Annotated in this window: 25 protein-coding genes; 11 read left to right on the forward strand and 14 right to left on the reverse strand. The window is 61.6% G+C overall.

The annotated features are described in order from the left end of the window. Positions 1-2: 2 nt before the first annotated feature. Positions 3-1,997, reverse strand: a complete 1,995-nt coding sequence (locus tag J2X43_RS27310; protein ID WP_310300053.1) for an FUSC family protein — start codon at positions 1,995-1,997, stop codon at positions 3-5. 73 nt (positions 1,998-2,070) lie between these two features. After that, positions 2,071-2,595 carry a hypothetical protein gene (locus J2X43_RS27315; protein ID WP_310300056.1) on the reverse strand — a complete coding sequence of 175 codons (525 nt, stop codon included), beginning with the start codon at positions 2,593-2,595 and terminating at the stop codon, positions 2,071-2,073. 189 nt (positions 2,596-2,784) lie between these two features. Between J2X43_RS27315 and J2X43_RS27320 the strand changes: the two genes are divergently transcribed. The 3 genes from J2X43_RS27320 to J2X43_RS27330 all read left to right on the forward strand — a co-directional run bounded on the left by J2X43_RS27320 (position 2,785) and on the right by J2X43_RS27330 (position 5,245). After that, the gene (locus tag J2X43_RS27320) at positions 2,785-3,999 is read left to right on the forward strand and encodes an NADP-dependent isocitrate dehydrogenase (protein WP_112387238.1); all 1,215 of its coding nucleotides are present in this window, start codon (positions 2,785-2,787) and stop codon (positions 3,997-3,999) included. 75 nt (positions 4,000-4,074) lie between these two features. After that, positions 4,075-4,518, forward strand: coding sequence for a GNAT family N-acetyltransferase (locus J2X43_RS27325; protein WP_310300063.1), 444 nt, complete (start codon positions 4,075-4,077; stop codon positions 4,516-4,518). A gap of 88 nt (positions 4,519-4,606) precedes the next feature. Beyond that, the gene (locus tag J2X43_RS27330) at positions 4,607-5,245 is read left to right on the forward strand and encodes a glutathione S-transferase family protein (RefSeq protein WP_310300066.1); all 639 of its coding nucleotides are present in this window, start codon (positions 4,607-4,609) and stop codon (positions 5,243-5,245) included. Here the strand turns inward: J2X43_RS27330 and J2X43_RS27335 are convergent. The 3 genes from J2X43_RS27335 to recA form a co-directional block, all read right to left on the reverse strand. Next, positions 5,237-6,088: an AraC family transcriptional regulator gene (locus tag J2X43_RS27335; protein WP_310300069.1), complete on the reverse strand. Its 852-nt coding sequence runs from the start codon at positions 6,086-6,088 to the stop codon at positions 5,237-5,239. The genes J2X43_RS27330 and J2X43_RS27335 overlap by 9 nt on opposite strands. 132 nt (positions 6,089-6,220) lie before the next feature. Next, complete coding sequence (alaS, locus tag J2X43_RS27340; protein ID WP_310300072.1) at positions 6,221-8,884, reverse strand: alanine--tRNA ligase; 2,664 nt, start codon at positions 8,882-8,884, stop codon at positions 6,221-6,223. A 160-nt stretch (positions 8,885-9,044) separates the two neighbouring features. Further along, positions 9,045-10,130 (reverse strand): recombinase RecA, encoded by a 1,086-nt coding sequence (gene recA, locus J2X43_RS27345; protein ID WP_112387234.1) that lies wholly within the window; start codon positions 10,128-10,130, stop codon positions 9,045-9,047. Between the two features lie 241 nt (positions 10,131-10,371). On the opposite strand from recA, the gene J2X43_RS27350 reads away from it, so the two are divergent. Together J2X43_RS27350 and J2X43_RS27355 are read left to right on the forward strand one after the other, a co-directional pair. Next, positions 10,372-11,316, forward strand: a complete 945-nt coding sequence (locus tag J2X43_RS27350; RefSeq protein ID WP_310300076.1) for a carbohydrate kinase family protein — start codon at positions 10,372-10,374, stop codon at positions 11,314-11,316. Between the two features lie 30 nt (positions 11,317-11,346). Continuing rightward, positions 11,347-12,273 (forward strand): pseudouridine-5'-phosphate glycosidase, encoded by a 927-nt coding sequence (locus J2X43_RS27355; RefSeq protein WP_310300080.1) that lies wholly within the window; start codon positions 11,347-11,349, stop codon positions 12,271-12,273. 36 nt (positions 12,274-12,309) lie between these two features. Here the strand turns inward: J2X43_RS27355 and cckA are convergent, their stop codons facing one another. Further along, complete coding sequence (gene cckA, locus J2X43_RS27360; RefSeq protein ID WP_310300083.1) at positions 12,310-14,916, reverse strand: cell cycle histidine kinase CckA; 2,607 nt, start codon at positions 14,914-14,916, stop codon at positions 12,310-12,312. Positions 14,917-15,193: 277 nt separating this feature from the next. Here cckA and J2X43_RS27365 point away from each other — a divergent pair, with 277 nt between their 5' ends. Next, complete coding sequence (locus tag J2X43_RS27365) at positions 15,194-16,300, forward strand: flagellar biosynthetic protein FliO (protein WP_310300086.1); 1,107 nt, start codon at positions 15,194-15,196, stop codon at positions 16,298-16,300. A 76-nt stretch (positions 16,301-16,376) separates the two neighbouring features. Here J2X43_RS27365 and dksA read toward each other — a convergent pair whose 3' ends face one another. Beyond that, complete coding sequence (gene dksA / locus J2X43_RS27370) at positions 16,377-16,796, reverse strand: RNA polymerase-binding protein DksA (protein WP_112387229.1); 420 nt, start codon at positions 16,794-16,796, stop codon at positions 16,377-16,379. 275 nt (positions 16,797-17,071) lie between these two features. On the opposite strand from dksA, the gene J2X43_RS27375 reads away from it, so the two are divergent. From J2X43_RS27375 to J2X43_RS27390, 4 genes are all read left to right on the forward strand, one after another. Then, complete coding sequence (locus J2X43_RS27375; RefSeq protein WP_310300089.1) at positions 17,072-17,566, forward strand: histidine phosphatase family protein; 495 nt, start codon at positions 17,072-17,074, stop codon at positions 17,564-17,566. 76 nt (positions 17,567-17,642) lie between these two features. After that, a complete protein-coding gene (locus tag J2X43_RS27380) occupies positions 17,643-19,118 on the forward strand; it encodes a YcjX family protein (protein WP_310300091.1) in 1,476 nt (491 codons plus the stop codon). Next, positions 19,115-20,197: a TIGR01620 family protein gene (locus J2X43_RS27385; protein ID WP_310300094.1), complete on the forward strand. Its 1,083-nt coding sequence runs from the start codon at positions 19,115-19,117 to the stop codon at positions 20,195-20,197. Before J2X43_RS27380 ends, J2X43_RS27385 begins: the two co-directional genes overlap by 4 nt. Before the next feature lie 212 nt (positions 20,198-20,409). Next, on the forward strand, positions 20,410-20,958 hold the full coding sequence (locus tag J2X43_RS27390) for a hypothetical protein (RefSeq protein WP_310300096.1): 549 nt from the start codon (positions 20,410-20,412) through the stop codon (positions 20,956-20,958). A gap of 54 nt (positions 20,959-21,012) precedes the next feature. On the opposite strand, the gene folK is transcribed toward J2X43_RS27390, so the two are convergent. From folK to folP, 3 genes are read right to left on the reverse strand one after another with little or no spacing between them, the layout of a single operon-like run. Then, entirely contained in the window at positions 21,013-21,531 is a 519-nt protein-coding gene (gene folK / locus J2X43_RS27395; protein ID WP_310300099.1) for a 2-amino-4-hydroxy-6-hydroxymethyldihydropteridine diphosphokinase, read from the reverse strand. Next, complete coding sequence (folB, locus tag J2X43_RS27400; RefSeq protein ID WP_112387225.1) at positions 21,521-21,892, reverse strand: dihydroneopterin aldolase; 372 nt, start codon at positions 21,890-21,892, stop codon at positions 21,521-21,523. Before folB ends, folK begins: the two co-directional genes overlap by 11 nt. Next, positions 21,889-22,758 (reverse strand): dihydropteroate synthase, encoded by an 870-nt coding sequence (gene folP / locus J2X43_RS27405; RefSeq protein ID WP_310300102.1) that lies wholly within the window; start codon positions 22,756-22,758, stop codon positions 21,889-21,891. Before folP ends, folB begins: the two co-directional genes overlap by 4 nt. A 100-nt stretch (positions 22,759-22,858) precedes the next feature. Here folP and J2X43_RS27410 point away from each other — a divergent pair, with 100 nt between their 5' ends. Then, complete coding sequence (locus J2X43_RS27410) at positions 22,859-23,485, forward strand: DUF922 domain-containing protein (RefSeq protein WP_310300106.1); 627 nt, start codon at positions 22,859-22,861, stop codon at positions 23,483-23,485. Positions 23,486-23,776: 291 nt separating this feature from the next. Here the strand turns inward: J2X43_RS27410 and J2X43_RS27415 are convergent, their stop codons facing one another. From J2X43_RS27415 to J2X43_RS27430, 4 genes are all read right to left on the reverse strand, one after another. After that, on the reverse strand, positions 23,777-23,971 hold the full coding sequence (locus J2X43_RS27415) for a type II toxin-antitoxin system HicA family toxin (RefSeq protein WP_112516136.1): 195 nt from the start codon (positions 23,969-23,971) through the stop codon (positions 23,777-23,779). 5 nt (positions 23,972-23,976) lie between these two features. After that, on the reverse strand, positions 23,977-24,219 hold the full coding sequence (locus tag J2X43_RS27420) for a DUF1902 domain-containing protein (RefSeq protein WP_112516135.1): 243 nt from the start codon (positions 24,217-24,219) through the stop codon (positions 23,977-23,979). 92 nt (positions 24,220-24,311) lie between these two features. Continuing rightward, entirely contained in the window at positions 24,312-24,632 is a 321-nt protein-coding gene (locus J2X43_RS27425; RefSeq protein ID WP_112387222.1) for a 2Fe-2S iron-sulfur cluster-binding protein, read from the reverse strand. 228 nt (positions 24,633-24,860) lie between these two features. Beyond that, positions 24,861-25,229, reverse strand: coding sequence for an Hpt domain-containing protein (locus tag J2X43_RS27430; RefSeq protein WP_310300111.1), 369 nt, complete (start codon positions 25,227-25,229; stop codon positions 24,861-24,863). Between the last annotated feature and the right edge of the window lie 249 nt (positions 25,230-25,478).

Below are 25,478 nucleotides of genomic sequence, written 5' to 3' on the forward strand. Positions count from 1 at the left end.
ACTTATGCGGCCGGATAGAGCCGGTCGAGGACGCCGCCGACCATCTCAACGCCGAGCCTCGCGCCGCTCATCGAGATCGGCAGATGCCGTGCGGCGGAAGCTGCCGACTGGCGCTCGACGAAGAAACACTCCGAACCGCGCGGCGCCACCGCCGAGAGCCGCGTCCGCGCAGCCGCCAGCGCCGCCCTCACCTTTTCACGGTCCGCATCGCTCAGACCCTCGCCATAAGAGCTGGCGACGATCCTGGCCCAATAGGTGCCCGACAGAAAGATCGCCAGCGTCTGCCGGATCCGGCCGGGACGTGTCACCACCGACCAGGCCGACCCGAGAGGCCGTGCGGCGACGGTGACATCGCGATAGGCACCATCGAGCGTCTGAGAAAGCGAGATGAGCTCGTAGCGCGGCTTGCCGTCGAGGATCGCCGAGAGCAGCGCATCGAGCGCGTCGAACCATTTCTGAAGTGCGGCATCCAGTGCGCCACGGGTGCGCGCCGGGAAAACCAGGAAGGCGACCGCCGTCCCGGCCAGAGTGCCGATCAATGTCTCTTCTATGCGCAGCGCCAGCAGATCAACAGTCAACGCACCGGTCATCCCGTAAACGAGACAGAGTACGATCGACACGAAGAAGGTCATCGTCGCATAGGAAATCTGCAGGAAGTAGAAGGCCAGGAAGATGCAGACGACCGCGACGGGGATGGCGATCGCGTCATGGCCGGTCAGCAGCGTCGCAAGCCCGAGGCCCACGACGATGCCGAACAGCGTGCCGAGCGACCTCTGCAGCGCCTTCATCGCCGTGTCGCCGCGGGAATTTGTATTGGTGAAGACCAGAAACGAGGCGAGCACCGCCCAGAACCATCGTTCGCGCGACAGCATCAGCCCGAAGCTCATGGCCAGCGCGGCAGCGAGCGTGATCTGCAAGGCGGATTTGATCAAAGGATTGGCAAAGGAAAAGTCGATCGCCGCAGCGGTCGGCTCGTCATCGGCGGGCTCCACACCGGCGAATGCGGTCATCTGCGCCTGCGCGATTGTCTCCACGAGGTGACGTCTGGCGTCACCGAGCCAGAAAAGCGCCCGCCTGGTCTCGGCTGCCGGGTCGGACGATGTGTCATCCTGTTGAGCAAGGCTTCCTTGCTTGCCTTCGATGACGGCGTGAACGAGCGCGAAATCCGGCAGGCTCTGCTGGCTGAGCACGATGGCGCTTTCCGCGGCGAGATGCAGATCGAAAAGACGGATCGCCAGTTCGGCTGCCGGATCGCCACCCTTGTCGAAGACGCCGCCGGCCGGCCGTGGAATGAAGCTCTCCGCCATCAGCACCACTTCCTTCAGCCGATCTTCCAGCTGGCGCAGTTCCTGCCGGTCGTGCTCCCCGACCTGTCCGTCCGAAGCAAGCGCTGCCAGCTTGAAGAGGATCTGGTTGACCCTGCCCCGCACGCTTTCCAGCGATCGCAGTAGATCGCGGCGCCAGTTATCGGGCAGCAGCATCGCGCGGACGACATGGCCGGTCAGCGCCGAAACCACGGGACCGACCGCGATCAGCGACAACTCGCCGATGTCTGGGTGGAAATAGGCCCCCATGAAATAGGAGGTAAAGGCAAACATGCCGATGGCAAACCCGCGCGGACCGAAGACGCGCGCCGAGGCAGCAAGGCAGATCACCACCAGAAAGACCAGATCGGTCAGCACCCGATGATCTTCCAGCGCCGCGGCGATCGCAACGACGGCAAGACTGGCCAGGCATCCGAGCAGCCGCGTGATCAGCTGGCGCGAATTGCCCTTGTCGCGCACGGCGACGCCCCCCTCGATCGACAGCACGATGCCGAGACCATAGGAGGCGGTCGGTAGCGGCACAGCAAAGAGATGGATCAAGAATAGGATCGCGAACGAGATGACGATCGTCAGCGTCACCCGCGATGCCATGCGAAAGCGTGACAGCGCCGGGTCGTTGGCAAGCAGCCAGTCACGAAGATCGAAGCCCGAAAACAACCGATGAACCCTCATCCGGCGCAGTCACGAAACATGCCCTCTCAGGACATACCGCCAAATCGGGCAAATTCAAACGCCGGGCCGGCCCTCACTGGCCCTTGGCGATCTCGTCCATCGTCGCCTTCAGCGAACTGGTGGCCTTGGTCTCGGGATCCTCGAGCATAATGTCGTCGATCACGGCCTTGCCGCCTTCCGTCGCCATCTCGAACCGCACGGTGGAGACCGCCTGGGCCTCTTCACCCTCGCCGCATGCCATCTTGCGGAACGACGCCACGACCTCATCCTGACCATCGACCGTCTTCTGCGGCGTCAGTTTCAGATCTTCCAACGGGCAGGCATCCTGCCCGTTGACGATGACGTCGTAATCGAAGGGTGAAATGCCGTCGTCCACGGCGGGATGCTTGGCCGCCTCGCGGTACTTGGCGGCGAAATCCTTGCTGTAGCGCGTGTCGAGTTTGCCGGGGTCGAAGATGTCGACCCATTCGATGTCGTCGCCCGACCAGTTGTTGACCGTGGCGTCCATGACCTCCTGAACCGGCGCCGGGATTTCGGCAGCTTTTGCAAGGGTTGGAAGACCGGCGAATACGGTAAAAAGCAAGGCAATCGTCTTCATGATGAAATGTCCGTTAACGAAGCAATTGCCGCGGACACTAATCAAATCCGCGGACTTGGCAATGGCCCCAAAATGCTCTTTCCGGGGTGCTTGCGGCTTTGCGTTCCAAGCACACAATGCTATAGCGCTCGGGATTTCAAAAATCACCCGCCACGGGACCTAGTCCCCACCAGCTTACGAGGCAGATACATGAAAAAGATCAAGGTCGCTAACCCCGTCGCCGATCTCGACGGCGATGAAATGACGCGTATCATCTGGCAGCTTATCAAGGACAAGCTGATCCATCCGTATCTCGACCTCGATATCGACTATTTCGACCTTTCGGTCGAAAACCGCGACGCCACCAACGACCAAGTGACCGTAGACGCCGCCAACGCCATCAAGAAGCACGGCGTCGGCATCAAGTGCGCGACGATCACGCCGGACGAAGACCGCGTCAAGGAATTCAACCTCAAGCAGATGTGGAAGAGCCCGAACGGCACGATCCGCAACATCCTCGGCGGCGTGATCTTCCGCGAGCCGATCATCTGCCAGAACGTTCCGCGCCTCGTTCCCGGCTGGACCAAGCCGATCGTCGTCGGTCGTCACGCTTTCGGCGACCAGTACAAGGCAACCGATTTCAAATTCCCGGGCAAGGGCAAGCTCTCGATCAAGTTCGTCGGTGAAGACGGCGCAGTCATCGAGAAGGACGTTTTCGACGCTCCCGGCGCCGGCGTTGCCATGGCGATGTACAACCTCGACGAGTCGATCCGCGAATTCGCCCGCGCCTCGATGAACTACGGCATCATGCGCGGCTGGCCGGTCTACCTGTCGACTAAGAACACCATCCTGAAGGCCTATGACGGCCGCTTCAAGGACATCTTCGAGGAAGTCTACCAGGCCGAATTCAAGGCCAAGTTCGTCGAGCTCGGCATCACCTATGAACACCGCCTGATCGACGACATGGTCGCCTCGGCGCTGAAGTGGTCCGGCGGTTACGTCTGGGCCTGCAAGAACTACGACGGCGACGTCCAGTCCGACACGGTCGCACAGGGCTTCGGCTCGCTCGGCCTCATGACCTCCGTCCTGCTCTCGCCGGACGGCCGCACGGTCGAAGCGGAAGCCGCGCACGGCACGGTGACCCGCCACTACCGCCAGCACCAGAAGGGCCAGGAAACCTCGACGAACTCGATCGCCTCGATCTTCGCCTGGACCCGCGGCCTCGCACACCGCGCCAAGCTCGACGACAATGCGGAACTCGCAAAGTTCGCGGCAACGCTCGAAAAGGTTTGCGTCGACACTGTTGAGGCTGGCTTCATGACCAAGGACCTGGCGCTGCTCATCGGCCCGGATCAGCCGTGGCTGTCGACGACTGCCTTCCTCGACAAGATCGACGAGAACCTCAAGAAGGCCATGGGCGCCTGAGGCGGCCAGAACCAGAGAACAGCAGAACGGCGGGATCTTCCCGCCGTTTTCATTTCAACAACAAGGGAACAGCACATGACGACGATCCGCCTGCTTGAGCCATCCGACCGCTCGCAATGGGAGCCCTTGTGGAAGGGCTATCAAACCTTTTACGAAGTCGTCATTCCGCCTGAGACCACTGAACTGACCTGGGCGCGCTTCCACGCTGCAAACGAGCCGATGCATGCCTTTGGCGCCTTCGATGACGACGGCAAGCTGAAGGGTATCGTCCACACCATCTTCCATCGCTCCACCTGGCTGCCGAAATGGACCTGCTACCTGCAGGATCTCTATGTCGAGGCGGACCAGCGCGGTCTTGGCACCGGTGCGGCGCTGATCGAGCGCGTTGCCGATCTTGCCCGCGAACAGGGTGCCGGCCGGCTCTACTGGATGACGCACGAGAGCAACGAGCGTGCCCGTCGCCTCTACGATCAGATCGCCGAACGCTCCGGCTTCATCCAGTACCGAAAGCAGCTCTGACTGCTGACAGAAATTGGCAGCATCCTCCCCTAGACGTTGCCGCGTCGCTGGCCTGCGCCAGATATCAGCAATCGATGAGGAGACAATGATGACCGAAGAGCTGGTGTTCTACACAAACCCGATGTCGCGCGGCCGGATCGCGCGCTGGATGCTGGAGGAAACAGGCGTTCCCTACCGCACGGAGATCAAGACGTTCGACGGTACGATCAAGGGAACGGACTATCTCTCGGTCAATCCGATGGGCAAGGTCCCGGCGATCTCGCATCGCGGCACCATCGTCACCGAATGCGCCGCGATCTGCGCCTATCTGGCCGATACCTTTCCGGAGAAGGAGCTGGCGCCGCGCCCTAAAGAGCGCGGCTCCTATTACCGCTGGATGTTCTTCGCCGCCGGTCCGCTGGAATCGGTCGTCACCATCCGTATGCTCGGCTTCGTCACCCCTGCCGACAAGGCCCGAAGCGTCGGATATGGCAGCTTCGGCAATGTCATGGACACGCTGGAAAAAGCCGTGACCGACAACCCCTATATCGCCGGCGACCGCTTCACGGCCGCCGATGTCTATGTTGGTTCGCATATCGGCTGGGGCCTGAATTTCGGTTCGCTCGAGCAGCGGCCGGCATTTGCCGATTATCTCGGCCGTGTCGCCAACCGGGATGCCTACCAGCGGGCCAACGCACTGGATGATGAAGCGATGCAGGACATGCAGCTGAAGGCCCACTCACACTAGCGGCATGTAGATATCCGTCAGCAGCCCGGTCGGCGCTGTGTCGCGCGGGTTGTTCAGATATTCCTCGAACATCAGCCCGTCGCGCAGCTGCCGGCCGGAAACCGGCAGCCATTCAGCATAGAGCCACTGATAGGCCTTGTGCATGTCCGCATAGGGACCCTTGTGGCGCAGCACTGCATACTCGCCGCCGCTGAGAGACTGCCGGACGAAAGGCGGCTCGGCGGCGATGGTCTCATCAGCACTGACGCAGGCGACCGACCGCAGTTTTTCAGCCGGAACAATATCGGGATCGTCAAAATAGACACCGATCATCCGCATGCCGGGTGACGCCAGCCCACGGGCATAGAGCGTTCCGAACAGTGTCTCGAACGCCTTGCTGATCTGCATGTAGGAACCGGTATGCGGCACGCCGATCAATTCGATCGGCTCGATGGTTTTCAATGTCACGTCAAACATGGCTGTCGCCTTTCCTGAAATCGAGGGTTCGAAGACTGTGTGGCTTCCCTCTTTCCGGTAGCGTGCCGGCGGCATGCCGTAGACCGATTTGAAGATGCGGTTGAAGGATTGGAGATTGGGATAGCCCGATCGCTTGGCAATCTCGCTGATATCAAGACCGGTGCGGACGATATCGCCCGCCGCGCGATGCAGCCGCAGCCGCTTGACGGTCGCCGCCAGCGTCTCGCCGTAGATCGCCCGGTAGATCCTGTGCCAGTGATAGCTCGACATGCAGGCGATATCGGCCAGCCGCTCCATATCCAGCTCCTCGTCGAGGTGGTCGTGGATATAGGCCGAAACCCGTCTCAGGCGGTTTTCATAGAGAGACCAAGCCGTTTGCCCGTTCATGTCAGACCTCATGCAAATCGATCACCTGCAGACAACCATAGTCCGGTTTGACAAATCCTGCGGAGTTCAGGCGTAAAACAAAAAAAGCGGAGACCGAAGTCTCCGCCTTTCATTATCACCATCCGGTGACGATCAACCGGCGAGCGCTGCCGCAACGGCTTCGATCGCCTCGTCAGCCTTCGATCCATCCGGACCGCCGGCCTGGGCCATATCGGGACGGCCGCCGCCGCCCTTGCCGCCGAGTGCTGCAGAAGCGATGCGCACCAGATCGACGGCGCTGAAGCGGCCGACAAGATCTTCGGTAACGGCAACCACGGCGCTGGCCTTCCCGTCGTCGGAAACGCCGATCAGCGTCACGACGCCGGAGCCGAGGCTGGCCTTGCCGTCGTCGGCAATGCCCTTCAGATCCTTCGGATCGACGCCGGTAATGGCCTTGCCGAGGAACTTGACGCCTCCGATTTCGCGGGCTGCGTCATCCGCCGAACCGCTTTGGCCGCCGCCCATGGCGAGCTTGCGCTTGGCATCGGCCAGTTCGCGTTCCAGCTTGCGGCGCTCGTCCATCAGCGCTTCGACGCGCGAAACCACATCGCCTGCCTGCACCTTGAGGGCCGACGCCAGCGTCTTCACGCGGTCGTCCTGTTCCGCCAGATAGACACGGGCCGCTTCACCGGTGACTGCTTCGAGACGGCGTACGCCGGAGCTGACGGCACTGTCGCCGAGAATGCGCACCAGCCCGATGTCACCGGTCGCAGACACATGCGTGCCGCCGCAGAGCTCGATCGAATAAGGCTTGCCGGTCTTGGCGCCATGCAGGCCTTGGCCCATGGCGACCACACGAACCTCGTCACCGTATTTCTCGCCGAACAGCGCCATTGCGCCCTCGGCACGGGCATCATCGACGCTCATCAGACGCGTCGTGACAGGCGAATTCTGCAAAATGATTTCATTGGCCATATCCTCGACCACCTTCAGCTCTTCTGAAGACATTGGTTTGGGATGCGACACATCGAAGCGCAGACGATCCGGCGTCACCAGCGAGCCCTTCTGGGCAACATGGTGGCCGAGCACTTCGCGCAGCGCCTCATGCAGCAGATGCGTTGCCGAATGGTTGGCGCGGATCTGCGAGCGGCGGGCGTGATCCACGGTCATCGCAACCGCGTCGCCGGTCTTGATCGTGCCTTCGACGACGGTGCCGATATGCACGAACAGCCCCTCGCCGCGCTTCTGCGTATCGGTGATCTCGATCTTGGCGTTGTCGGAAGAGATGATGCCGGCATCACCCACCTGACCACCGGATTCGCCGTAGAACGGCGTCTGGTTGACGACGATCTGCACCTTGTCGCCGCTGACGGCCTGGGGAGCAGAGGCGCCATCCTTGACGATCGCCTGGACAACGCCTTCGGCGCTTTCCGTGGCATAACCGAGGAATTCGGTTGCGCCATGCGCCTCACGCAGCTCGAACCAGATGGTCTCGGTCGCCTTGTCGCCGGAGCCGGCCCAATGCGAGCGTGCCTCCGCCTTCTGGCGCTCCATGGCATCGGTGAAGCCGGCGAGATCGACGTTGATCTCGCGGGCGCGCAGGGCATCCTGCGTCAGGTCGAGCGGGAAGCCGTAGGTATCGTAGAGCTTGAAGGCGGTCTCGCCGTCGAGCATGTCGCCCTTGGCGAGCGTCGTCGTGGCTTCCGACAGCAGCGACAGGCCGCGCTTCAGCGTTGTGCGGAACTTGGTTTCCTCGAGCTTCAGCGTTTCGGTGATCAGCGCTTCGGCGCGCACCAGTTCCGGATAGGCGCGGCCCATCTGCTGGATCAGCGCCGGCAGCAGCTTCCACATCAGCGGTTCGCGGGCGCCAAGCAACTCTGCATGGCGCATGGCGCGGCGCATGATGCGGCGAAGCACGTAGCCGCGGCCTTCTGCGGACGGTAGAACGCCGTCGGCGATCAGGAATGCGGACGAGCGCAGATGGTCGGCGATGACGCGGTGGCTGGCGCGCTGGTCGCCCTCAGCCTTTACGCCGGTCGCCTCCTCGGAGGCCTCGATCAGCGCGCGGAACAGGTCGATATCGTAATTGTCGTGCTTGCCCTGCAGCAGTGCCGCGACGCGCTCGAGGCCCATGCCGGTATCGATCGACGGGCGCGGAAGATCGACGCGCTCTTCCTTGGTGATCTGCTCGTACTGCATGAAGACGAGGTTCCAGATCTCGATGAAGCGGTCGCCGTCTTCCTCCGGCGAGCCGGGAGGGCCGCCCCAGATATGATCGCCGTGATCGTAGAAGATTTCCGAGCACGGACCGCAGGGACCGGTATCGCCCATCGCCCAGAAATTGTCGCTGGTCGGAATGCGGATGATCCGGTCCTCCGACAGACCGGCGATCTTCTTCCAGAGACCGAAGGCTTCGTCGTCGGTGTGATAGACGGTGACCAGCAGGCGCTTGGCGTCGATGCCGAATTCCTTGGTGATCAGGTTCCAGGCAAGCTCGATCGCCCGTTCCTTGAAATAATCGCCGAAGGAGAAGTTGCCGAGCATCTCGAAGAAGGTGTGGTGGCGCGCGGTGTAACCGACATTGTCGAGGTCGTTATGCTTGCCGCCGGCGCGCACGCATTTCTGCGCCGTCGTCGCCGTCGAATAAGGGCGCTTTTCAAGACCGGTGAAGACGTTCTTGAACTGCACCATGCCGGCGTTGGTGAACATCAGCGTCGGGTCGTTGCGCGGCACGAGCGGGCTCGACGGAACGACTTCGTGGCCGTTGGTCTTGAAATAGTCGAGGAAGGTCGACCGGATATCATTCACACCGCTCATGCTATGCCCTTCAATGCTGCCCACGGCAGGTCAAATCTTAAATCCAGTGGCTTTTATCGTCCGCATTAACCACTGTCCAGCAGGCAAACCCGCCTGCAAAACGAAACGGCCGCATTCCTTGCGAAATGCGGCCGTTTCGAACTCATAACTGCGCTGATGATTAGGGTTCGCCGTCACCATCGCCGTCATTGGCATCGGGACCGCCGTTCTGAAGTTTCTCTGCAAGCAGGCCGGCATTCTGGCGGATCGAAGTCTCGATCTCACGCATCGTATCCGGATTGTCGCGCAGGAAAATCTTGGCGTTCTCACGCCCCTGCCCGAGCCGCTGGCTGTTATAGGAGAACCAGGCACCTGACTTCTCGACGATGCCTGCCTTGACGCCGAGATCGACCAGTTCGCCGGTCTTAGATACGCCTTCGCCATACATGATGTCGAATTCAACCTGCTTGAAGGGAGGCGCCATCTTGTTCTTGACGACCTTGACGCGCGTCTGGTTGCCGATCACCTCTTCACGCTCCTTGACCGCGCCTATACGGCGGATGTCGAGGCGAACCGAGGCGTAGAATTTCAACGCGTTGCCGCCCGTCGTGGTTTCAGGTGAGCCGAACATCACGCCGATCTTCATGCGGATCTGGTTGATGAAGATGACCATGGTCTTCGACTTCGAGATCGATGCGGTCAGCTTGCGCAATGCCTGGCTCATCAGACGCGCCTGGAGACCCGGCAGGCTGTCGCCCATCTCGCCTTCGATTTCAGCGCGCGGCGTCAGTGCAGCGACCGAGTCGACGACGAGAACATCGACGGCACCGGAACGAACCAGCGTATCGGTGATTTCAAGCGCCTGCTCCCCGGTATCCGGCTGCGAGATGAGGAGATTGTGCAGATCGACGCCGAGCTTGCGGGCATAGACCGGATCGAGCGCATGTTCCGCATCGACGAAGGCGCAGATGCCACCCTTCTTCTGGGCTTCCGCAATGGTCTGCAGCGCCAATGTCGTCTTGCCGGAGCTTTCCGGTCCGTAAATCTCGATGATGCGGCCCTTGGGAAGACCGCCAATGCCGAGTGCGATATCCAGTCCGAGAGAGCCCGTCGAAACAGTCTCGATCTCGACCACGCTCTCATTCGAGCCGAGCTTCATGATAGAGCCCTTGCCGAACGACCGCTCGATCTGAGAGAGTGCCGCTTCAAGTGCCTTGCTTTTGTCCACCGATTTGTCCTCTACAAGCCGCAATGTATTCTGTGACATTCGATCCACCTTTAGGTTATTGAAGCCGCTCTAGCAATGTCGCCGCCGATGCCGATTTTGTACGTGATTTGTTCTCATTGTGCAAGTGGCGTTCAAATGATTGAAACGAAAAGGTAAATCAGTACGTGTTCTACATTTGTTTTATTGATGCGGCGCAAGGGCTTAGAAGCGTGACACGGCCTGACGGCGAGCTGCAGCAGATGGCTCGATTCGGCGAAATCGCCCCCTCTGGAGCTCGCGCATGAAGCGCAAGATTCTCGTGCTCGGCGGCGCCCATATCGACCGGCGCGGACGCATATCCGGCGACACCGCGCTGGGATCCAGCAATCCGGGCTCCTGGTTCGAGGAAGCCGGCGGCGGCGGCTTCAATGCGGCGCGCAATCTTGCCCGCCTCGGCTTCGACGTGACGATGATTTCACCGCGCGGCGGTGATCCGACCGGCGAGATGGTGACGGAGGCTGCCTGTGCCGCCGGTGTCAACGACCGCCCGTTCGTCTTCCTCGATCGCAAGACGCCGAGCTACACCGCGATCATCGAGCGCGACGGCAATCTCGTCATCGCGCTCGCCGATATGGACCTCTACCGCTATTTCTCGCCCCGCCGCCTCGCCATCCGCGCAGTGCGCGAGGCCTTTGCCGACAACGATCTGATCCTCTTCGACGCCAACCTGCCGGAAGACACGATTGCGGCCATCGTCACCCGGGCAAACAGCCTCGGCAAACCGGTGGCGGCGATTGCCATTTCGCCGGCCAAGGTGGTCAAGCTGAAGGCCTGCGCCGAAGGCATCGACTTCCTGTTCCTCAACGAGGCGGAAGCCACGGCACTCGCCGGAGGACGCCCCGACGATGCCGCAGGCTGGGTGTCGCTGCTCGGTGACACGGGATTGAAGGGCGGCGTCGTCACCCGCGGACAGCGCGAACTGATCGCCTTTGCCGGCAAGCAGTCAATCGCGCTGCAGCCGCCGGCCGTCGATAGCGTGGCCGACGTCACGGGCGCCGGGGATTCGCTTGCCGCCGGAGTACTATCTGCATTCATGCACGGTTTGCCGCTGGAGGAAGCCGTGCGCCACGGCGCTGCGGCAGCAGCCGTCACCGTCCAATCGCCGCTTGCCGTCAGCGAAAAACTGACGCCGGAGCTCCTCCGCGACACGCTGGCCCTTGTTCCGGCCGCCAGAATTCTGCATTGAAGCGCGCTTATCGATGAACTGGAAACGACAATGACGAAACCGATCTCCCCTCTGCTGCCGATCTCCTATTCGAAGGAAGTTGCCGCCGCCAAGCAGCGCGGTGCACCGCTGGTCGCGCTGGAATCGACCATCATTACTCATGGCATGCCCTACCCTGGCAATATCGAGATGGCCCGCAGCGTCGAGGCGATCATTCGCGAACAGGGCGCCATTCCGGCGACCATCGCGGTCATGCACGGTGTCCTGCATATCGGCCTCGAGCCTGAAGAGCTTGAAAGGCTCGCCAAGGAAAAGGACGTCATGAAGGTGTCGCGCGCCGACCTCGCCTTCTCGATCGCCGAGCGCCGCACCGGCGCCACGACCGTGGCTGCGACAATGATTGCGGCGGCGCGTGCCGGCATCAAGGTCTTCGCCACCGGTGGCATCGGCGGCGTGCATCGCGGCGCCGAAGAGAGCTTCGACATTTCGGCCGACCTGCAGGAGCTCGCCCGCACCGGCGTCATCGTCGTCTGCGCCGGCGCCAAGGCGATCCTCGACATTCCGAAAACACTGGAAGTGCTGGAAACCTCCGGCGTTCCCGTCGTCACCTATGAGAACGAAGAATTCCCGGCCTTCTGGTCGCGCAAGTCGGGCCTCAAGAGCCCTCTGACGCTGAACAGCCCGGCGGCGATCGCCAATTTCCAGACGACGCGCGAACAGCTCGGCATCGACGGCGGCTTGCTGATCGCCAATCCGGTTCCGGAAGCCGACGAGATTCCGCGCGAGGAGATGGAAATCTATATCGAGCGGGCACTCGACAGCGCCGAGCGCGACGAAATCACCGGCAAGGCGGTCACGCCCTACCTGCTCAGCACCATCTTCGACCTGACCGACGGCCAGAGCCTGAAGACCAATATTGCGCTGGTTGAAAACAACGCGCGGCTGGCGGCCGAAATCGCCGTGGCGCTGGACGCCTGAATGAATTGAGAATCCGGGAGGCGGAAACGCCTCCCGTCATTTGCTGTCGAGCGTTTCCTTGACGACGACGGCCAGCTGCTTCAGCGAGAACGGCTTCGGCAGGAAGCCGAATTTCGAGCCCTCCGGCAGGTTGCGCGCAAACGCATCTTCGGCATAACCGGAAACGAAGACAAACTTCATATCAGGATATGTCTTGCGCAGCTCGCGCAGCAGGCTCGGTCCGTCCATCTCCGGCATGACGACATCGGAAACGACGATATCCACCTTGCCGTCGAGCTCTTCCAGAATATCAAGCGCCTCGATGCCCGATCCCGCCTCGTGAACGGTATAGCCGCGGGTCTCAAGCATCCGCTTGCCGCCGCGGCGCACCGCTTCCTCGTCCTCGACAAGCAGAATGACCGCATTGCCGGTCAGGTCTTCCGGCTGCTCCGGCTGCGCCGCGACAGGCATCTGCACGACATTGCTGGCAACAGAGCCGTCCGCGCTCCCCTCGGCAGCGATGACCGGCTCGACGATATGGCGCGGCAGGAACACCCGGAAGGTGGTTCCCTTACCGACTTCTGATTCCGGCTGGATATAGCCGCCGGATTGCTTGACGATGCCATAGACCATCGCCAGCCCGAGGCCTGTCCCCTTGCCCACTTCCTTGGTGGTGAAGAACGGCTCGAAGATCTTGTCCATGATCTCGGGCGCGATACCGGTGCCGGTGTCCTTGACTTCGACCAGAACCATCTCTTCGTTCGGCATATAGGAATAGTTGAAGGCCGCGACTTCGTCCGCTGTCACGTTGCGTGTCCGCACCGTCAACTTGCCGCCCTCGGGCATGGCGTCGCGGGCGTTGACGCAGAGGTTGATCAGCACCTGTTCGAACTGAGAGAGGTCGGTTTTGACGGGCCAGAGATCGCGGCCATATTCGACATCAAGCTTGACGTTGGTGCCCGACAGCAACCGGTCGACCAGCATGCGGAGGTCGCCGACGACATCGGTCAGATTGAGCACCGACGGCCGCATCGTCTGCTTGCGCGAGAAGGCCAGCAGCTGGCGCACCAGCACCGCCGCGCGGTTCGCGTTGCGCTTGATTTCCATCAGATCGGCGAAGCTCGCATCGGCCGGCCTCGCCTGCAGCAGCAGGTGGTCGGAGGATAGCAAGATCGCCGTCAGCACGTTGTTGAAGTCATGTGCGATGCCGCCCGCCAGGGTGCCGACCGCGTTCATCTTCTGCGTCTGCGCCATCTGCGCCTCGAGCGCCTTCTGCTCGGTCACCTCGACGGCATAGACGATCGCCGCCTCTTCCGGCGCCTCGTCGCTCTGGTCGATGACGGCATTGATATAGAAGCGGAAATGGCGCGCATCGTCGTCAGGCGTGCGGGAATCGATCGGCGGAATGTCGCCCTGCCGGTCCTTGGCGGCGTCGAGCGCGCTCTGCAGCCGTTCACGGTCGCTTTGCTGGACGATCGCCTCAAGCCGTGCACCATTGTCCACGTCATCGCGCGATACCAAGCCGGAGAACAGCTTCAGGAACGGCGCATTGGTGCGCAGGATCCGGCCTTCGCCATCGACGGACGCGATCGCCATCGGCGTATTGTTGAAGAAACGGGTAAAGCGCATGACCGCGGCGGAGGCGGATTGCTCGCTCTCGGTGCCCGGCTCGCGCCGCAGCACGATCGTCCGGCTTTCGCCCGGCGCACCGTCGCGCATCGACGTGACGCTGTGGACGATCTGCACCGGCAGGCTCTGTCCGTTCGACTTTTTCAGATCGAGATCCAGCGTATCGGTTTTCTTCAGACCCGGCTCGGCCTGGACGGACTGGATCAATGCCAGCCCCTCGCCCGCCACCACGTCGCCGATGGTCATCGAGCCCGGAATGAATTTCGTCAGGTCGAGACCGAGCCATTCGGCCAGCGTCGCGTTGAGATAGAAAATCTCGCCCTTGCGCCCGGCGGAAAAGAAGCCGGCCGGTGCATGGTCGAGATAGTCGATGGCGTTCTGCAATTCCTTGAAGAAGCGCTCCTGATCGTCGCGCTCCGAAGTGATGTCGCTGATCTGCCAGATATGCAGCGGCTTGCTGCCGCTCTCTTCGGTCTTCAGCGTCCGCGCCTTCAGGCGGTACCAGTGCGCCCCGGAACCATTCGGCGATGGTCCGAGCGCCCGCAGCAGCCGGAACTCTTCCTGCCCCTCGCGGCCCTCGCGCAGCCCGTTCGACAGACGGTAGAGCGCCTCATTGGACTCGCGGTGACGGGACAGCAGCGCTTCCAGCGTCTGCACCTCGGTTGCCTTGCGCGCGCCGGTCAGCTTTCCGTAGGCGCCGTTGGCATAGATGATCCGGCCCTTGTCGTCTGTAATCAGCGAACCATCCGGGTGACTGTTGAGAAACGAGCGGGCCAGGCTGTCGGACTGGCGCTGCGGCATCACTTCTATGAAGCCGATCACCGAAGACACCAGAAAGAAGATGCCGACCATGGCCAGCACGCCGAGAACGCCGAGCACCATCTCGTTGTCGAGCGAACTCTTGAACACCACGAAGGCGGCGGCCGCCGCAATCAGCACCAGCGCCAGGAGGATGATGCGGATAGCCGTGCCGGAACGTCCTCCTCGATCCACGATCGGGGAATTGTAGTCGTCAGCCTGACGCGGTGTCGTCATCTAGTCCTCGCATGCGCCGATCCGGCATGGCGCTTTGTCACCGGAAGACAAAGCAGGAATCAGGCGTTCGTTCCTTCTTAGCAATTTGTAGGCCTTGCAAAAACAGTGCCGTACCGCCGGAACGCTTGAATTCACAAGGAACAGCGCCAGTTTCGCAAGCCATCGGGCTTCTGAGGCGATCTTCTCGCACGGGCGTGACTGGACAAGCACACAGCCTATTGCCTAAGGAACTGAAAAGCCTTCATGATGCGGCCTGCGTATAGGGGAGTTTAAGATCATGTTTGACAGCGTAGTGAGCGACTACGGCAGCCGTTTCCTCCTAGCAGCAGGTGGCGTCGGCCTTGGCCTGATCGTCCTGATCGGCGTACTCTGGCTGATGCGCAACCGCGCACCCTCGCCTTTCGTGCGCGGCGGCAAGAACCGCCAGCCGCGTCTGCAGGTTCTGGACGCCGCTGCCGTCGACACCCGCCGCCGCCTCGTGCTGGTGCGCCGCGACGACGTCGAGCACCTGATCATGATCGGCGGCCCCAGCGATATCGTCATCGAAAGCCGCATCCTGCCTGAGGGCGCCGAACAGGCGAAACCGTCGTCGGAGCTCCGCCCGGCGCCGGTTGCACCACCGGCAGCTCCCGTAATCGAACGGCGCCCGGCCGTGGCCGAACGCCCTGCACTCCGCGCCGTCCCCGAACAGCGGCCGGAGCCCCGGGTTGAACCGAAGCCGGAACCGGTGGCCATCTTCGAAGAGGAAGAGGCCGAGCCCTACATCCCTGCCCCTGCGCCCGCTCCGGCACCTTTCATCGAGCCCCGCCGCCCGCAACCCATCGCACCCGCCGCCGCAGCACCCGCCTTCGTTCCTGCTCCCCCTGCACCGGCTCCCACTCCGGCCATCACCGTTCCTCCGGTCATTGCCGCGGCAGAAAACCGTGTCCCGCCGACGATCACCATCCGCCCGATGGAGCAGCCGCAACCGGCACCGTCGCTCGAAACCACCAATGCCGCCGATATCCTGGATGCCGCTCGCGCCCGCGTCCTGCCGCAAAAGGCGCGTATCGAACCCGAAGTGCTGACGCCGCCGGCACAAAGCCTTCCGACGGTTTCGGAGGGCCATCCGGTGGTGACCGCCGACGCGGGAGCGCCGCCACAGCAGCCGAAAGGCGATTTTCAGCGCATTCTCGAAGAAGAGATGAACACCACGCTGGCCGCCGAACGCGTCGTCCAGCCGGTGCAATCCATTCAGAGCGCGCCGATCCGCACCATTGCGCCGCAGCCGGTCAACCTGCAGCGCCGCGACCCGGAAGCACCGCCGGTCACCGGCGCCGATGCCGAACTGCAGAAAGAAGTCGCGCGCATCTTTGGCGAGATGAGCGTCAACCGAGACAAGTAATCGGTCAGCCGGAGCACCAAAACGAAAAAGGCACCGCAATGCGGTGCCTTTTATTTTATGCCTGCTCCCAGGACGCTTATTCGTCGCGGTAAACCTTTTCGCGGCGCTCGTGGCGTTCCTGCGCTTCGATCGACAGTGTGGCGATCGGGCGGGCGTCGAGACGCTTGAGGCCGATCGGCTCGCCGGTTTCTTCGCAGTAGCCGTAAGTGCCTTCCTCGATCCGCTGCAGGGCAGCATCGATCTTGGAAATCAGTTTTCTCTGACGGTCGCGCGCCCGAAGTTCGATAGCGCGGTCTGTTTCGGAAGATGCCCGATCCGCGAGGTCGGGATGGTTGGCGCTTTCTTCAGCGAGATGATCCAGTGTCTCGCGCGCTTCTCTAAGGATGTCATTTCGCCATGCGACCAGCTTCGTGCGGAAGTATGCTCGCTGGTTTACGTTCATGAACTCCTCGTCTTCCGAGGGAACGTAGCTGCTAAGATCGATCTTCTCACTCAACGCGATTCTCCTGAAGAACATCTCATGTGGCGGGCTGTATATCTCATGCGCCAATATCGATTCAAGCCAAATACGACATGTAAACAGATTTTTAAATCTGTCATATTTTTAGGCTAACAGTCTATTTTCTCACCACTATTCCAGATTCGCTTTCTCACCCCGCCTTCAACAAGCCGTGTAGGCCCAGCGCTTTTGCACCACCACGGCACGTCACCGGTTGACGCCGGCAATACCCGGCGGCTACTGAAAAGGCTCCTTCGCACGTGGATTTTTCTATGGCCGCAACCTTGCATACGCCTTCACGAATCTACCTGTTGCGGCATGCCGAAGCCGCGTGGGCGCAGTCCGGAGAACGCGATTTCGACCGCGCGCTGAGCGAAAAGGGATACGGCGATGCCGAGATGCTCGCCGACCGCGCAGCGGACAAGGGCTACCGTCCGGACATTATCCTGAGCTCGACGGCGAAGCGCTGCCGCCAGACGGCCGATGCCGTCCATCGCGCCATGGGCCTGTCTCTGGAGCTGCGTTATATCGACGAACTCTATAACGCTGCCCCCAATGTCTATCTCGAGCTCCTCGATACGCAGGAAAGCAATGCGGTGATGCTGGTCGGCCATAATCCGACGATCGAGCAGACGCTGGAGGCGCTGATCGGCCACGAACAGCTGCTGCGCGCCCTGCCCGGCGGCTTTCCCGCAGGCGGCCTCGCGGTTCTGGATTTCGACGCCGCGGCGGCAGCGTGGAAGCTGCGTGAATTTCTGAGCGGCTGACGCCATTGCATGCCGGTTCTTTTTCCGGCGGCCTCGCCATCCTATATGCTTGAGCAATGACAACCGGGACACCGCCTTGCCGCCAAGCTTGACCTCCTTCGCTGACGATGCCCGCATCGCACTCGATAACCTCACCGACCGCGCCACGGGTCTGGTCAATCCGACCGTCCGTCTCGGCGTCACCGGTCTATCCCGTTCCGGCAAGACGGTCTTCATCTCCTCCCTGGTCCATAACCTCCTCCATGGCGGCCGCCTGCCGCTATTCGAACCGGTGCAATCGGGCCGTGTTTCGGCGATACGCCTCGAAGAGCAGCCTGATGACGGCGTTCCGCGCTTTCAGTACGAAGATCACATCCGCGCGCTGGTGAAGGATCGCGTCTGGCCGGATTCCACCCGCGCCATCTCAGAACTGCGGGTCACCATCGACTATCAGAGCGCCAGCGGCTGGAACCGCATGTTTTCGCCAGGGCGCCTGTCGATCGATATCGTCGACTATCCGGGCGAATGGCTGCTCGACCTGCCGCTGCTCGCCAAGGATTTCCGGACTTTCAGCGAGGATACCCTGGCGCTCGCCCGCACCGGCATCCGCGCCGAACTCTCGAAGACCTGGCTCGAGCTGACACAGGCAGCCGATCTTCACGCGGCGGCCGATGAGATGCAGGCCCGAGACCTCGCAACGTCCTTTGCCGCCTATCTGAAGGCCTGCAAGGCCGACGAGCGCTCCCTATCGACGCTGCCGCCCGGCCGTTTCCTGCTGCCGGGCGATCTCGACGGCTCACCGGCACTGACCTTCGCGCCGCTGCTCCTGCCGCCCGAAGGCCGGGCCGAAAAGGGCTCGCTCTGGGCGATGATGGAGCGGCGCTACGAGGCCTACAAATCGGTCGTCGTCAAACCGTTCTTCCGCGAGCACTTTGCCCGTCTCGACCGCCAGATCGTGCTTGTCGATGCGCTGCAGGCAATCAACCGCGGCCCCGAAGCCGTGCAGGATCTCGAACGGGCGTTGACAGACGTGCTGGCCTGCTTCCGCCCGGGAACCAACTCGCTCCTCTCCTCGCTTCTAGGCCGCCGCATAGACCGCGTGCTGGTCGCCGCCACCAAGGCCGACCACCTGCATCACGAAAGCCACGACCGGCTCGACGCCTTGACGCGGCGCCTCGTCGAACGCGCCGTCCACCGCATCGGCATGGCGGGCGCGGGCATCGACGTCATGGCGCTTGCCTCGGTGCGCGCCACCCGCGAGGCGACCGTCAGGCGCGACGGGCACGACCTGCCTGTGATCGTCGGCACGCCGATCGATGGCGAGACGATCGGCGGCGAGCGTTTCGATGGGATACGCAAGACCGCAATCTTTCCAGGAGACCTGCCCGAGAACCCTGAAAGCCTGTTCGCAGCCATTGAATCCAATGCCGGAGATATCCACCTCCCGGATGTCAACGTCGTCCGCTTCAGGCCGCCACAGCTCGAGGAAACCGGTGGCGGCATCAAACTCTCGGTGCCGCATATCCGCCTCGACCGCGCCATGCAGTTCCTGTTTGGAGACCGTCTCGCATGAGCAAGTCCAGTCCAGAAAATGCCGCTGGCAACACGCGCAAACCTGCAGCCTTCGTTTACGAAGACGAGCCTCGCCCGCTGGAAACGGCTGTGCCGGCCCAGCGCCGCAAGCCGTCCAGCTTCGAGGCCGATGTCGTCCTGACACCGGATGAAGATGATCCCTTCATCAACCCCGATAAGGATGCTGCGCCGCTTCCGGTCGCAATGCCGCGTAGACGCCGCACATCCTTCGCAAAGATCGCCGGAGCGGCTTTCGGCGTGCTTTTGTCGCTCGCCTTCGGTCTCTGGACCGACAGCCTGATCCGCGACCTCTTTTCCCGCGCCGACTGGCTGGGTTACGCCGCCCTCACCGCCCTTGCGATCGGCATCCTTGCCGTGATCGGTATCGTCATCCGCGAAACCGCGGGCATGATACGGCTCGCCGCCGTCCAGACGATCAAGGCGGAGGCCGAGGCGGCAATTCTGGAAACCAGGCCGGCCAAGGCGCGCAGTCTCGTCAACCGGCTGACGGCGATGCTCTCGGCCAAACCGGAGACAGCCAAGGGCCGAGCCACGCTGAAGGCCTCCGAAAACGACATCATCGATGCCCCGCATCTGGTGGCGCTTGCCGAACGCGAGCTGCTCGGGCCGCTCGACCGTCAGGCGCGCGCATTGATCGTCAATTCTTCGAAGCGCGTCTCAATCGTCACCGCCGTCAGCCCCCGCGCCATCGTCGATCTGCTCTACGTGCTCTATGAGGCATCGCGGCTGATCCGCGCCATGGCGGAACTCTATGGCGGCCGGCCGGGCACGCTCGGCATGGCCAGACTGATGCGCGACGTCCTTGCCCATCTCGCGGTGACCGGCTCGATCGCCGTCGGCGACAGTCTAGTGCAGCAGGTTCTCGGCCATGGACTGGCGTCGAAGCTGTCAGCGCGCCTTGGCGAAGGCGTCATCAACGGCCTGATGACCGCCCGCATCGGAATCGCCGCCATGGATCTCTGCCGCCCGCTGGCATTTCACGCCCTGAAGCGGCCGGGAATCAGCGATTTCATAGGCGATCTCACGCCTTCGATATCGGGCCGCGACCAGCAGAAGTGATCCCCACGGGTTTTTCTCAGCTTTCTCGCCTGACGCAACGGAAGCAATCAGGAAACGTATATTTTTCATAGGCGTAGCTACCCAGGTTGAAGTCTATCCAGACGCCGAAAATCCCTATTTTCCAGAGCCTTTCGCCAGCCCGGAAACCAACCATTAACCATTATTCGGCAAAACTCTGAGGCAGTAGCGGGTAGGTGTGCCGAGGAAAATCCATGTATTTGCGCAAGCTTCTTTTCGTCTGCGGTCTAGCCGCCGTGGCTCTGTCGCCGATGGCTGACGTCACCCCTGCAGCAACCGCTGCCACACGCGATAAGGCCTTCTTCGAATCGGTGGCCGGATCCTGGCGTGGACCGGGCGAAATCGTTGCCGGCAAGTACAAGGGCACGAAGTTCACCTGCAACCTTGTGGGATCTTCGGTCAGCGACAGCACAGGCATCAAGCTCGATGGCTCCTGCCGCGTCGGCGTCTTCAAACAGCCGATGACCGCGACGATCACCCAGTCGGGCAGCAGCTACAAGGGACAGTTCCTGGATGGCGCCGCCGGCAAGGGTCTGGACGTTGTATCCGGTACCGTTACCCCGGATACCGTCGTCGTTGGTCTCAACCGCTCGAAGCTGAATGGCGCGATGATTGCCCGCATCCGCGACGACAAGACGATGAATGTCACCGTCTCGGTCAAGGTCGAAGACCGCATGATCCCGGTGATCGGCCTCACCCTTACCCGTCAGCTGGACGAGATGACGGTCGGCTCGGTCCAGTAAGACAGATCATCCTCAGGACACACCCAGGCGGCGGATTTTCCGCCGCTTTTCGTTTCAAGGCTTCCGCCACCACTCGAAGCTGGCATCAGCGATTTCGATGCCCTGCACATCGGCAGTAGCGAGCCAATCCCGAACCGTCCGCCCCTTCACCAGAAGATCTCCCGCGAAATCAGCAAGCGGCATCAGCACGAAGCCGCGATCCGTCATGCGTGGATGCGGTAGCTCCAGCCGCGGCGCTTCCTGCTCGACACCTTCGTAGGTCAGGACGTCAATATCCAGCGTGCGCGGCCCCCAGCGCTCGATCCGCTCGCGCTTCATTTCCCGCTCGATCTCAAGACAGACATCGAGCAGTGCCTCCGGCGCCAGCGTCGTCTCGACCCCTGCGCAGGCATTGAAGAAGAAGGATTGATCAGTCTTTCCCCAGGGCGGCGTCCGGTAAAGCCTGGACACCGCAGTCAGCCGGCAATCGTCCCGCGCATCGAGGTGCTGCAGTGCCGAGGCCATCGCGTTGACGGGATCGCCGATATTACCGCCGAGACCGAGCGTGGCCGCCTTGAAACGATCAGTGTGCAAAGTGTTCGACGCTCACCTGAACGAAATCGAGCACGCCCGGAACCGGCGCGCTCGGCTTGCGCACCGTGATCTTCGCCCGCGTGATCTGGTGGAAGCGCTCACATAGCCCCTTGGCGATATCGAGCGCCAGTGCCTCGATCAAATAACGCCGCTTGCCGACGACGATCTCCTCGATGACGGTGAAGGCGATACCGTAATTGACGGTATCCTCGATCGAGTCGCTTTCCAGCGCCTTGCCGGCAGTCACGTCGAGTTCGGCATCGACGAAGAAGCGTTGCCCGAGAAACTCTTCCTCGTCATGCACGCCGTGGCGCGCGAAGAACGCACAGTTCTGCATCAGGATCGTATATTTCATAGTCATTGGCCCCGGCGTCCTTCGTAATTTCGGCGTGCCGCCAGCATAGCATCGGCAACAGCCAGCGCATCCCTGTTGATTGCGACATTGTGGACCCGGAAAACCGCAGCCCCCGCCAATCTGAGCAGCGCGCTGCTGGCTGCCGTCGCCGCGTCGCGATCGGCAGCATCCCGACCCGTCACAGCGCCGATGAAGCGCTTGCGCGAGGTCCCGGCGAGCAGCGGAAAGCCGAAGCGCGACAGCTCCGCAAACCGCGCCATCAACTCGAAATTCTCGTCAGCCGTTTCCTTGGCGAAACCGAAGCCTGGATCGAGAACGATCTGCTCGTTGGCAATCCCCGCCTCGCTTGCCAGTGCCAGCGACCGCTCCAGGAACACTGCCTGGTCGGCGACCATATCGGGCAGCTTCTCGCGCTCGCGGCCAGTATGCATGATGCACACGCCGGCATTCGCCTTCGCAACAACGCCGGGCATCGCCAGATCCTTCTGCAGCCCGAACACGTCGTTGACGATATGGGCGCCGGCTTGGATGGCGAGCTTTGCAGTCTCCGCCCGGTAGGTATCGACAGAAATCAGCGCCTCGGTCTTGCCGCGCAGCGCCTCGATGACGGGTAGCACGCGCCGCTGCTCCTCGGCCGCATCGACCTTGGCGGCACCCGGCCGCGTCGACTCGCCGCCGATGTCGATGATCTCAGCACCTTCGGCCACCGCCGCCAGCGCGTGCGCGACGGCCGCATCGGCGTGATCGTACTTCCCGCCGTCGGAGAACGAGTCCGGCGTCACGTTGACGATCGCCATGATCACGCTCGTTGCGCCGAGCGCCAATTCGCGGTCATGGGCGACTCGCCATCGGCTGACCTGAAGCTCACTCACCGGCGTTTATCCTATTGATAATAAAAAATCCTGCGCCTATTGCGCTCGCGGTGGCTATGCCCCAAGCTCCGCCAAACTTCAACATGGGTCACCGTCTAGAATGCCTTCCGCATCGCCGAATATGCGTCTTCTCCTTGCTTTTTCCATGACGATTGCCCTTTGCACCTCAGCGTCGGCCGAAGTGGTCGCCACGAAGAGCTATTCCTATTTCGACATCCGCGGCAAAACCGCCGACGAACTCGACCAGCAGCTCAGCACCCGCGGCCCGACCGCAAACGGTTCATCGGCCCGCCACCCGGGTGCCACCAAGATCCGCTTCGGCGGCGAAGCCACCTATATCCAGCACGACGGACGCTGCAAGGTCGGCAGCGCCAAGGTCACCGTTCACACGCAGATCATCCTGCCGCGCTGGCGTAACCGCAAGGGCGCGACGAAGGACCTGTCGATGATCTGGGATGCGCTATCGAGCGATATCAAGCGCCACGAGGAGCGCCACGCAGAAATCGCCAGAACACAGGCACGCGCCATGGAGCGCGGCATTCTCGCGCTTCCCGCACAGCGCAACTGCGAGGCAATGCAGGAGTTGGTATCGGAAGAATCCACTCGCGGCATAGACGAGCACGACCGCCTTCAAGCGCGCTTCGACAAGGTCGAGGCGGTCAATTTCCAGAATCGGATGATGCGGCTGCTCAACAACCGACTCAAATCATCCGGCGGCAAAAACTAGCGCATTTGCGGGCAAAATACGATGCAAGATCGTTAGCTGCACAACGAAACCTGTGCGAAACTTGCGTCCTCCCCAGCCTCTCAATGGTGAAAATTAGCGATAGGCGACTCAACTGAGGCGCGCTAATATGAACACATTCGAAAGTTCAGGACTGAACAGCCTGATCTTTCCGTCGCTGGGTTCTCCTGGCGCGTTCCAAGCCGCGGACGGTCCTCCCTCGTCCGATGGTTATGCGCCCGCCTCGCCTCGCTCGTCATCCGGCGCGCGAGGCTTTTTTTGGCTCTTCCCTGTTCAGAAAGCCTTCGGCAAACCGGCTTGCTTCAGTGTCTCATTTGCGGTGTGGCGCGATTTTACGCCATGATCGACAGTGAAGTGCCGCTTAGAAATCGGGCTGTACCAGATCTCGTGGTCGCCTTTACCCGGCCGGACATATTGGCAGCCTGCCTTCTGCAACAACTCCTTGAGCTCGCGAAGATAGCCGCCCATGAGGGTCAGAAATGAGGATTGGGAACGCGAGCAAGCTGCTCGGCCATGATGTGGACGGGAATTTCAGCAAGGTCGGACGAAATTCCGTTTAACTCCAGCAGATCGGCAATAGCCGACAGAACCTTGCTATTGAGGACTTCGAGCGTCTCGGCCTCGACAGCGAGCCCCTCGACATCCGCACTGCTGGCAACCCAAACCGCCGCTTCAGCATCCCAATCGGCGCGAACCAAAATCGACACGTGTTTCATAGGCTGACCTCACTTCGGCCGTTTCCAGCCATAACCGCTCGAACACTGCTATTCAGGCTAATATAAACGCGCCGAAGTGAATTTTCAGTATGTCAGGCCTGGCGTTCCGGCACGTGAACCGTCAGCCCATCCAGCACAGCCTTCATGCGGATCTGACAGGAAAGGCGCGAGGTCGGGCGGACGTCGAAGGCGAAGTCCAGCATGTCTTCTTCCATCGCCTCGGGCGGGCCGACGCGCTCGACCCATTCTTCGTCGATGTAGACGTGACAGGTGGCGCAGGCACAGGCGCCGCCGCATTCGGCTTCGATGCCCGGGACGGAATTGCGCACGGCATTTTCCATGACGGTGGAACCCTGATCGACGTCAAGGTCAAAGCGCGTGCCGTCGAAGGCGACAATGGTCAGTTTGGGCATTGTGATTTCCGGTAACCGTATTGAGGGAGGATCAGAATTTTTCTTCCAACAAATCTGCGAGGCAGTCAACATCGACAGCCCCGGCAGTGTCATCCCATACTTAAAAGCGACAGGCTTGCTTGATTGCGGCATGCCGCTGGTCACAAAAAGACCCGCTGCTCATCGGAAACAGATAGGCCTGTTCCGGAATGATGCAGCGGGTCCAGCTTTGCGACTGATGCCTGGCTCTTAACGGCTCAGCTTCAGGATGAAATTCTCGGCCTCGACGACAGCAGCACCGACGGCTGCCATCGATGCAGCGTCACCGGTATTGAACTCGAGCGTCTCCGCCGTCTCGGACACCCGGAAGGCGCCGACGGCGCTTGCTGCACCCTTCAGCCGGTGCGCGGCGGCAACGACCTTCTGCGCCTCTCCAGAGGCGATCTCTCCGAGACACGCGCGTGCCTGGCGCGCGAACATCTGGAGGACTTCGATTTCGAGGGCCTTGTCGCCCATCGTCTGCTTTGCAAGATGCACCAGGTCGATCGGACGGACCTTGGAGGGGCACGGCCCCTTCGAATTATCCGGCGCCTCGAACGCGATACTGACTGCTGCCATGTGCCAAACTCCCGTCTTTATCCCCGCGGTTGAACTCTACAGTGCGGTTGGAGAGTGGCGATCGCGTTAAATTCCGGCACATTGAGGGCGGGATTCTGGCGCTATGGTTAATATCCGTTAAACATCGCTAAATTATTGGTTTTTCAACAGGCTCTGCCGTTAAATCATGTTAACAACCCATTAACGACAGGTGATTAGCAAGCCTTCGTTAATTGTCTACGAAGCCCGGATGTGTCACTACGATACTGG

Source organism: Rhizobium sp. BE258, assembly GCF_031457345.1.
GTDB lineage: Bacteria > Pseudomonadota > Alphaproteobacteria > Rhizobiales > Rhizobiaceae > Rhizobium.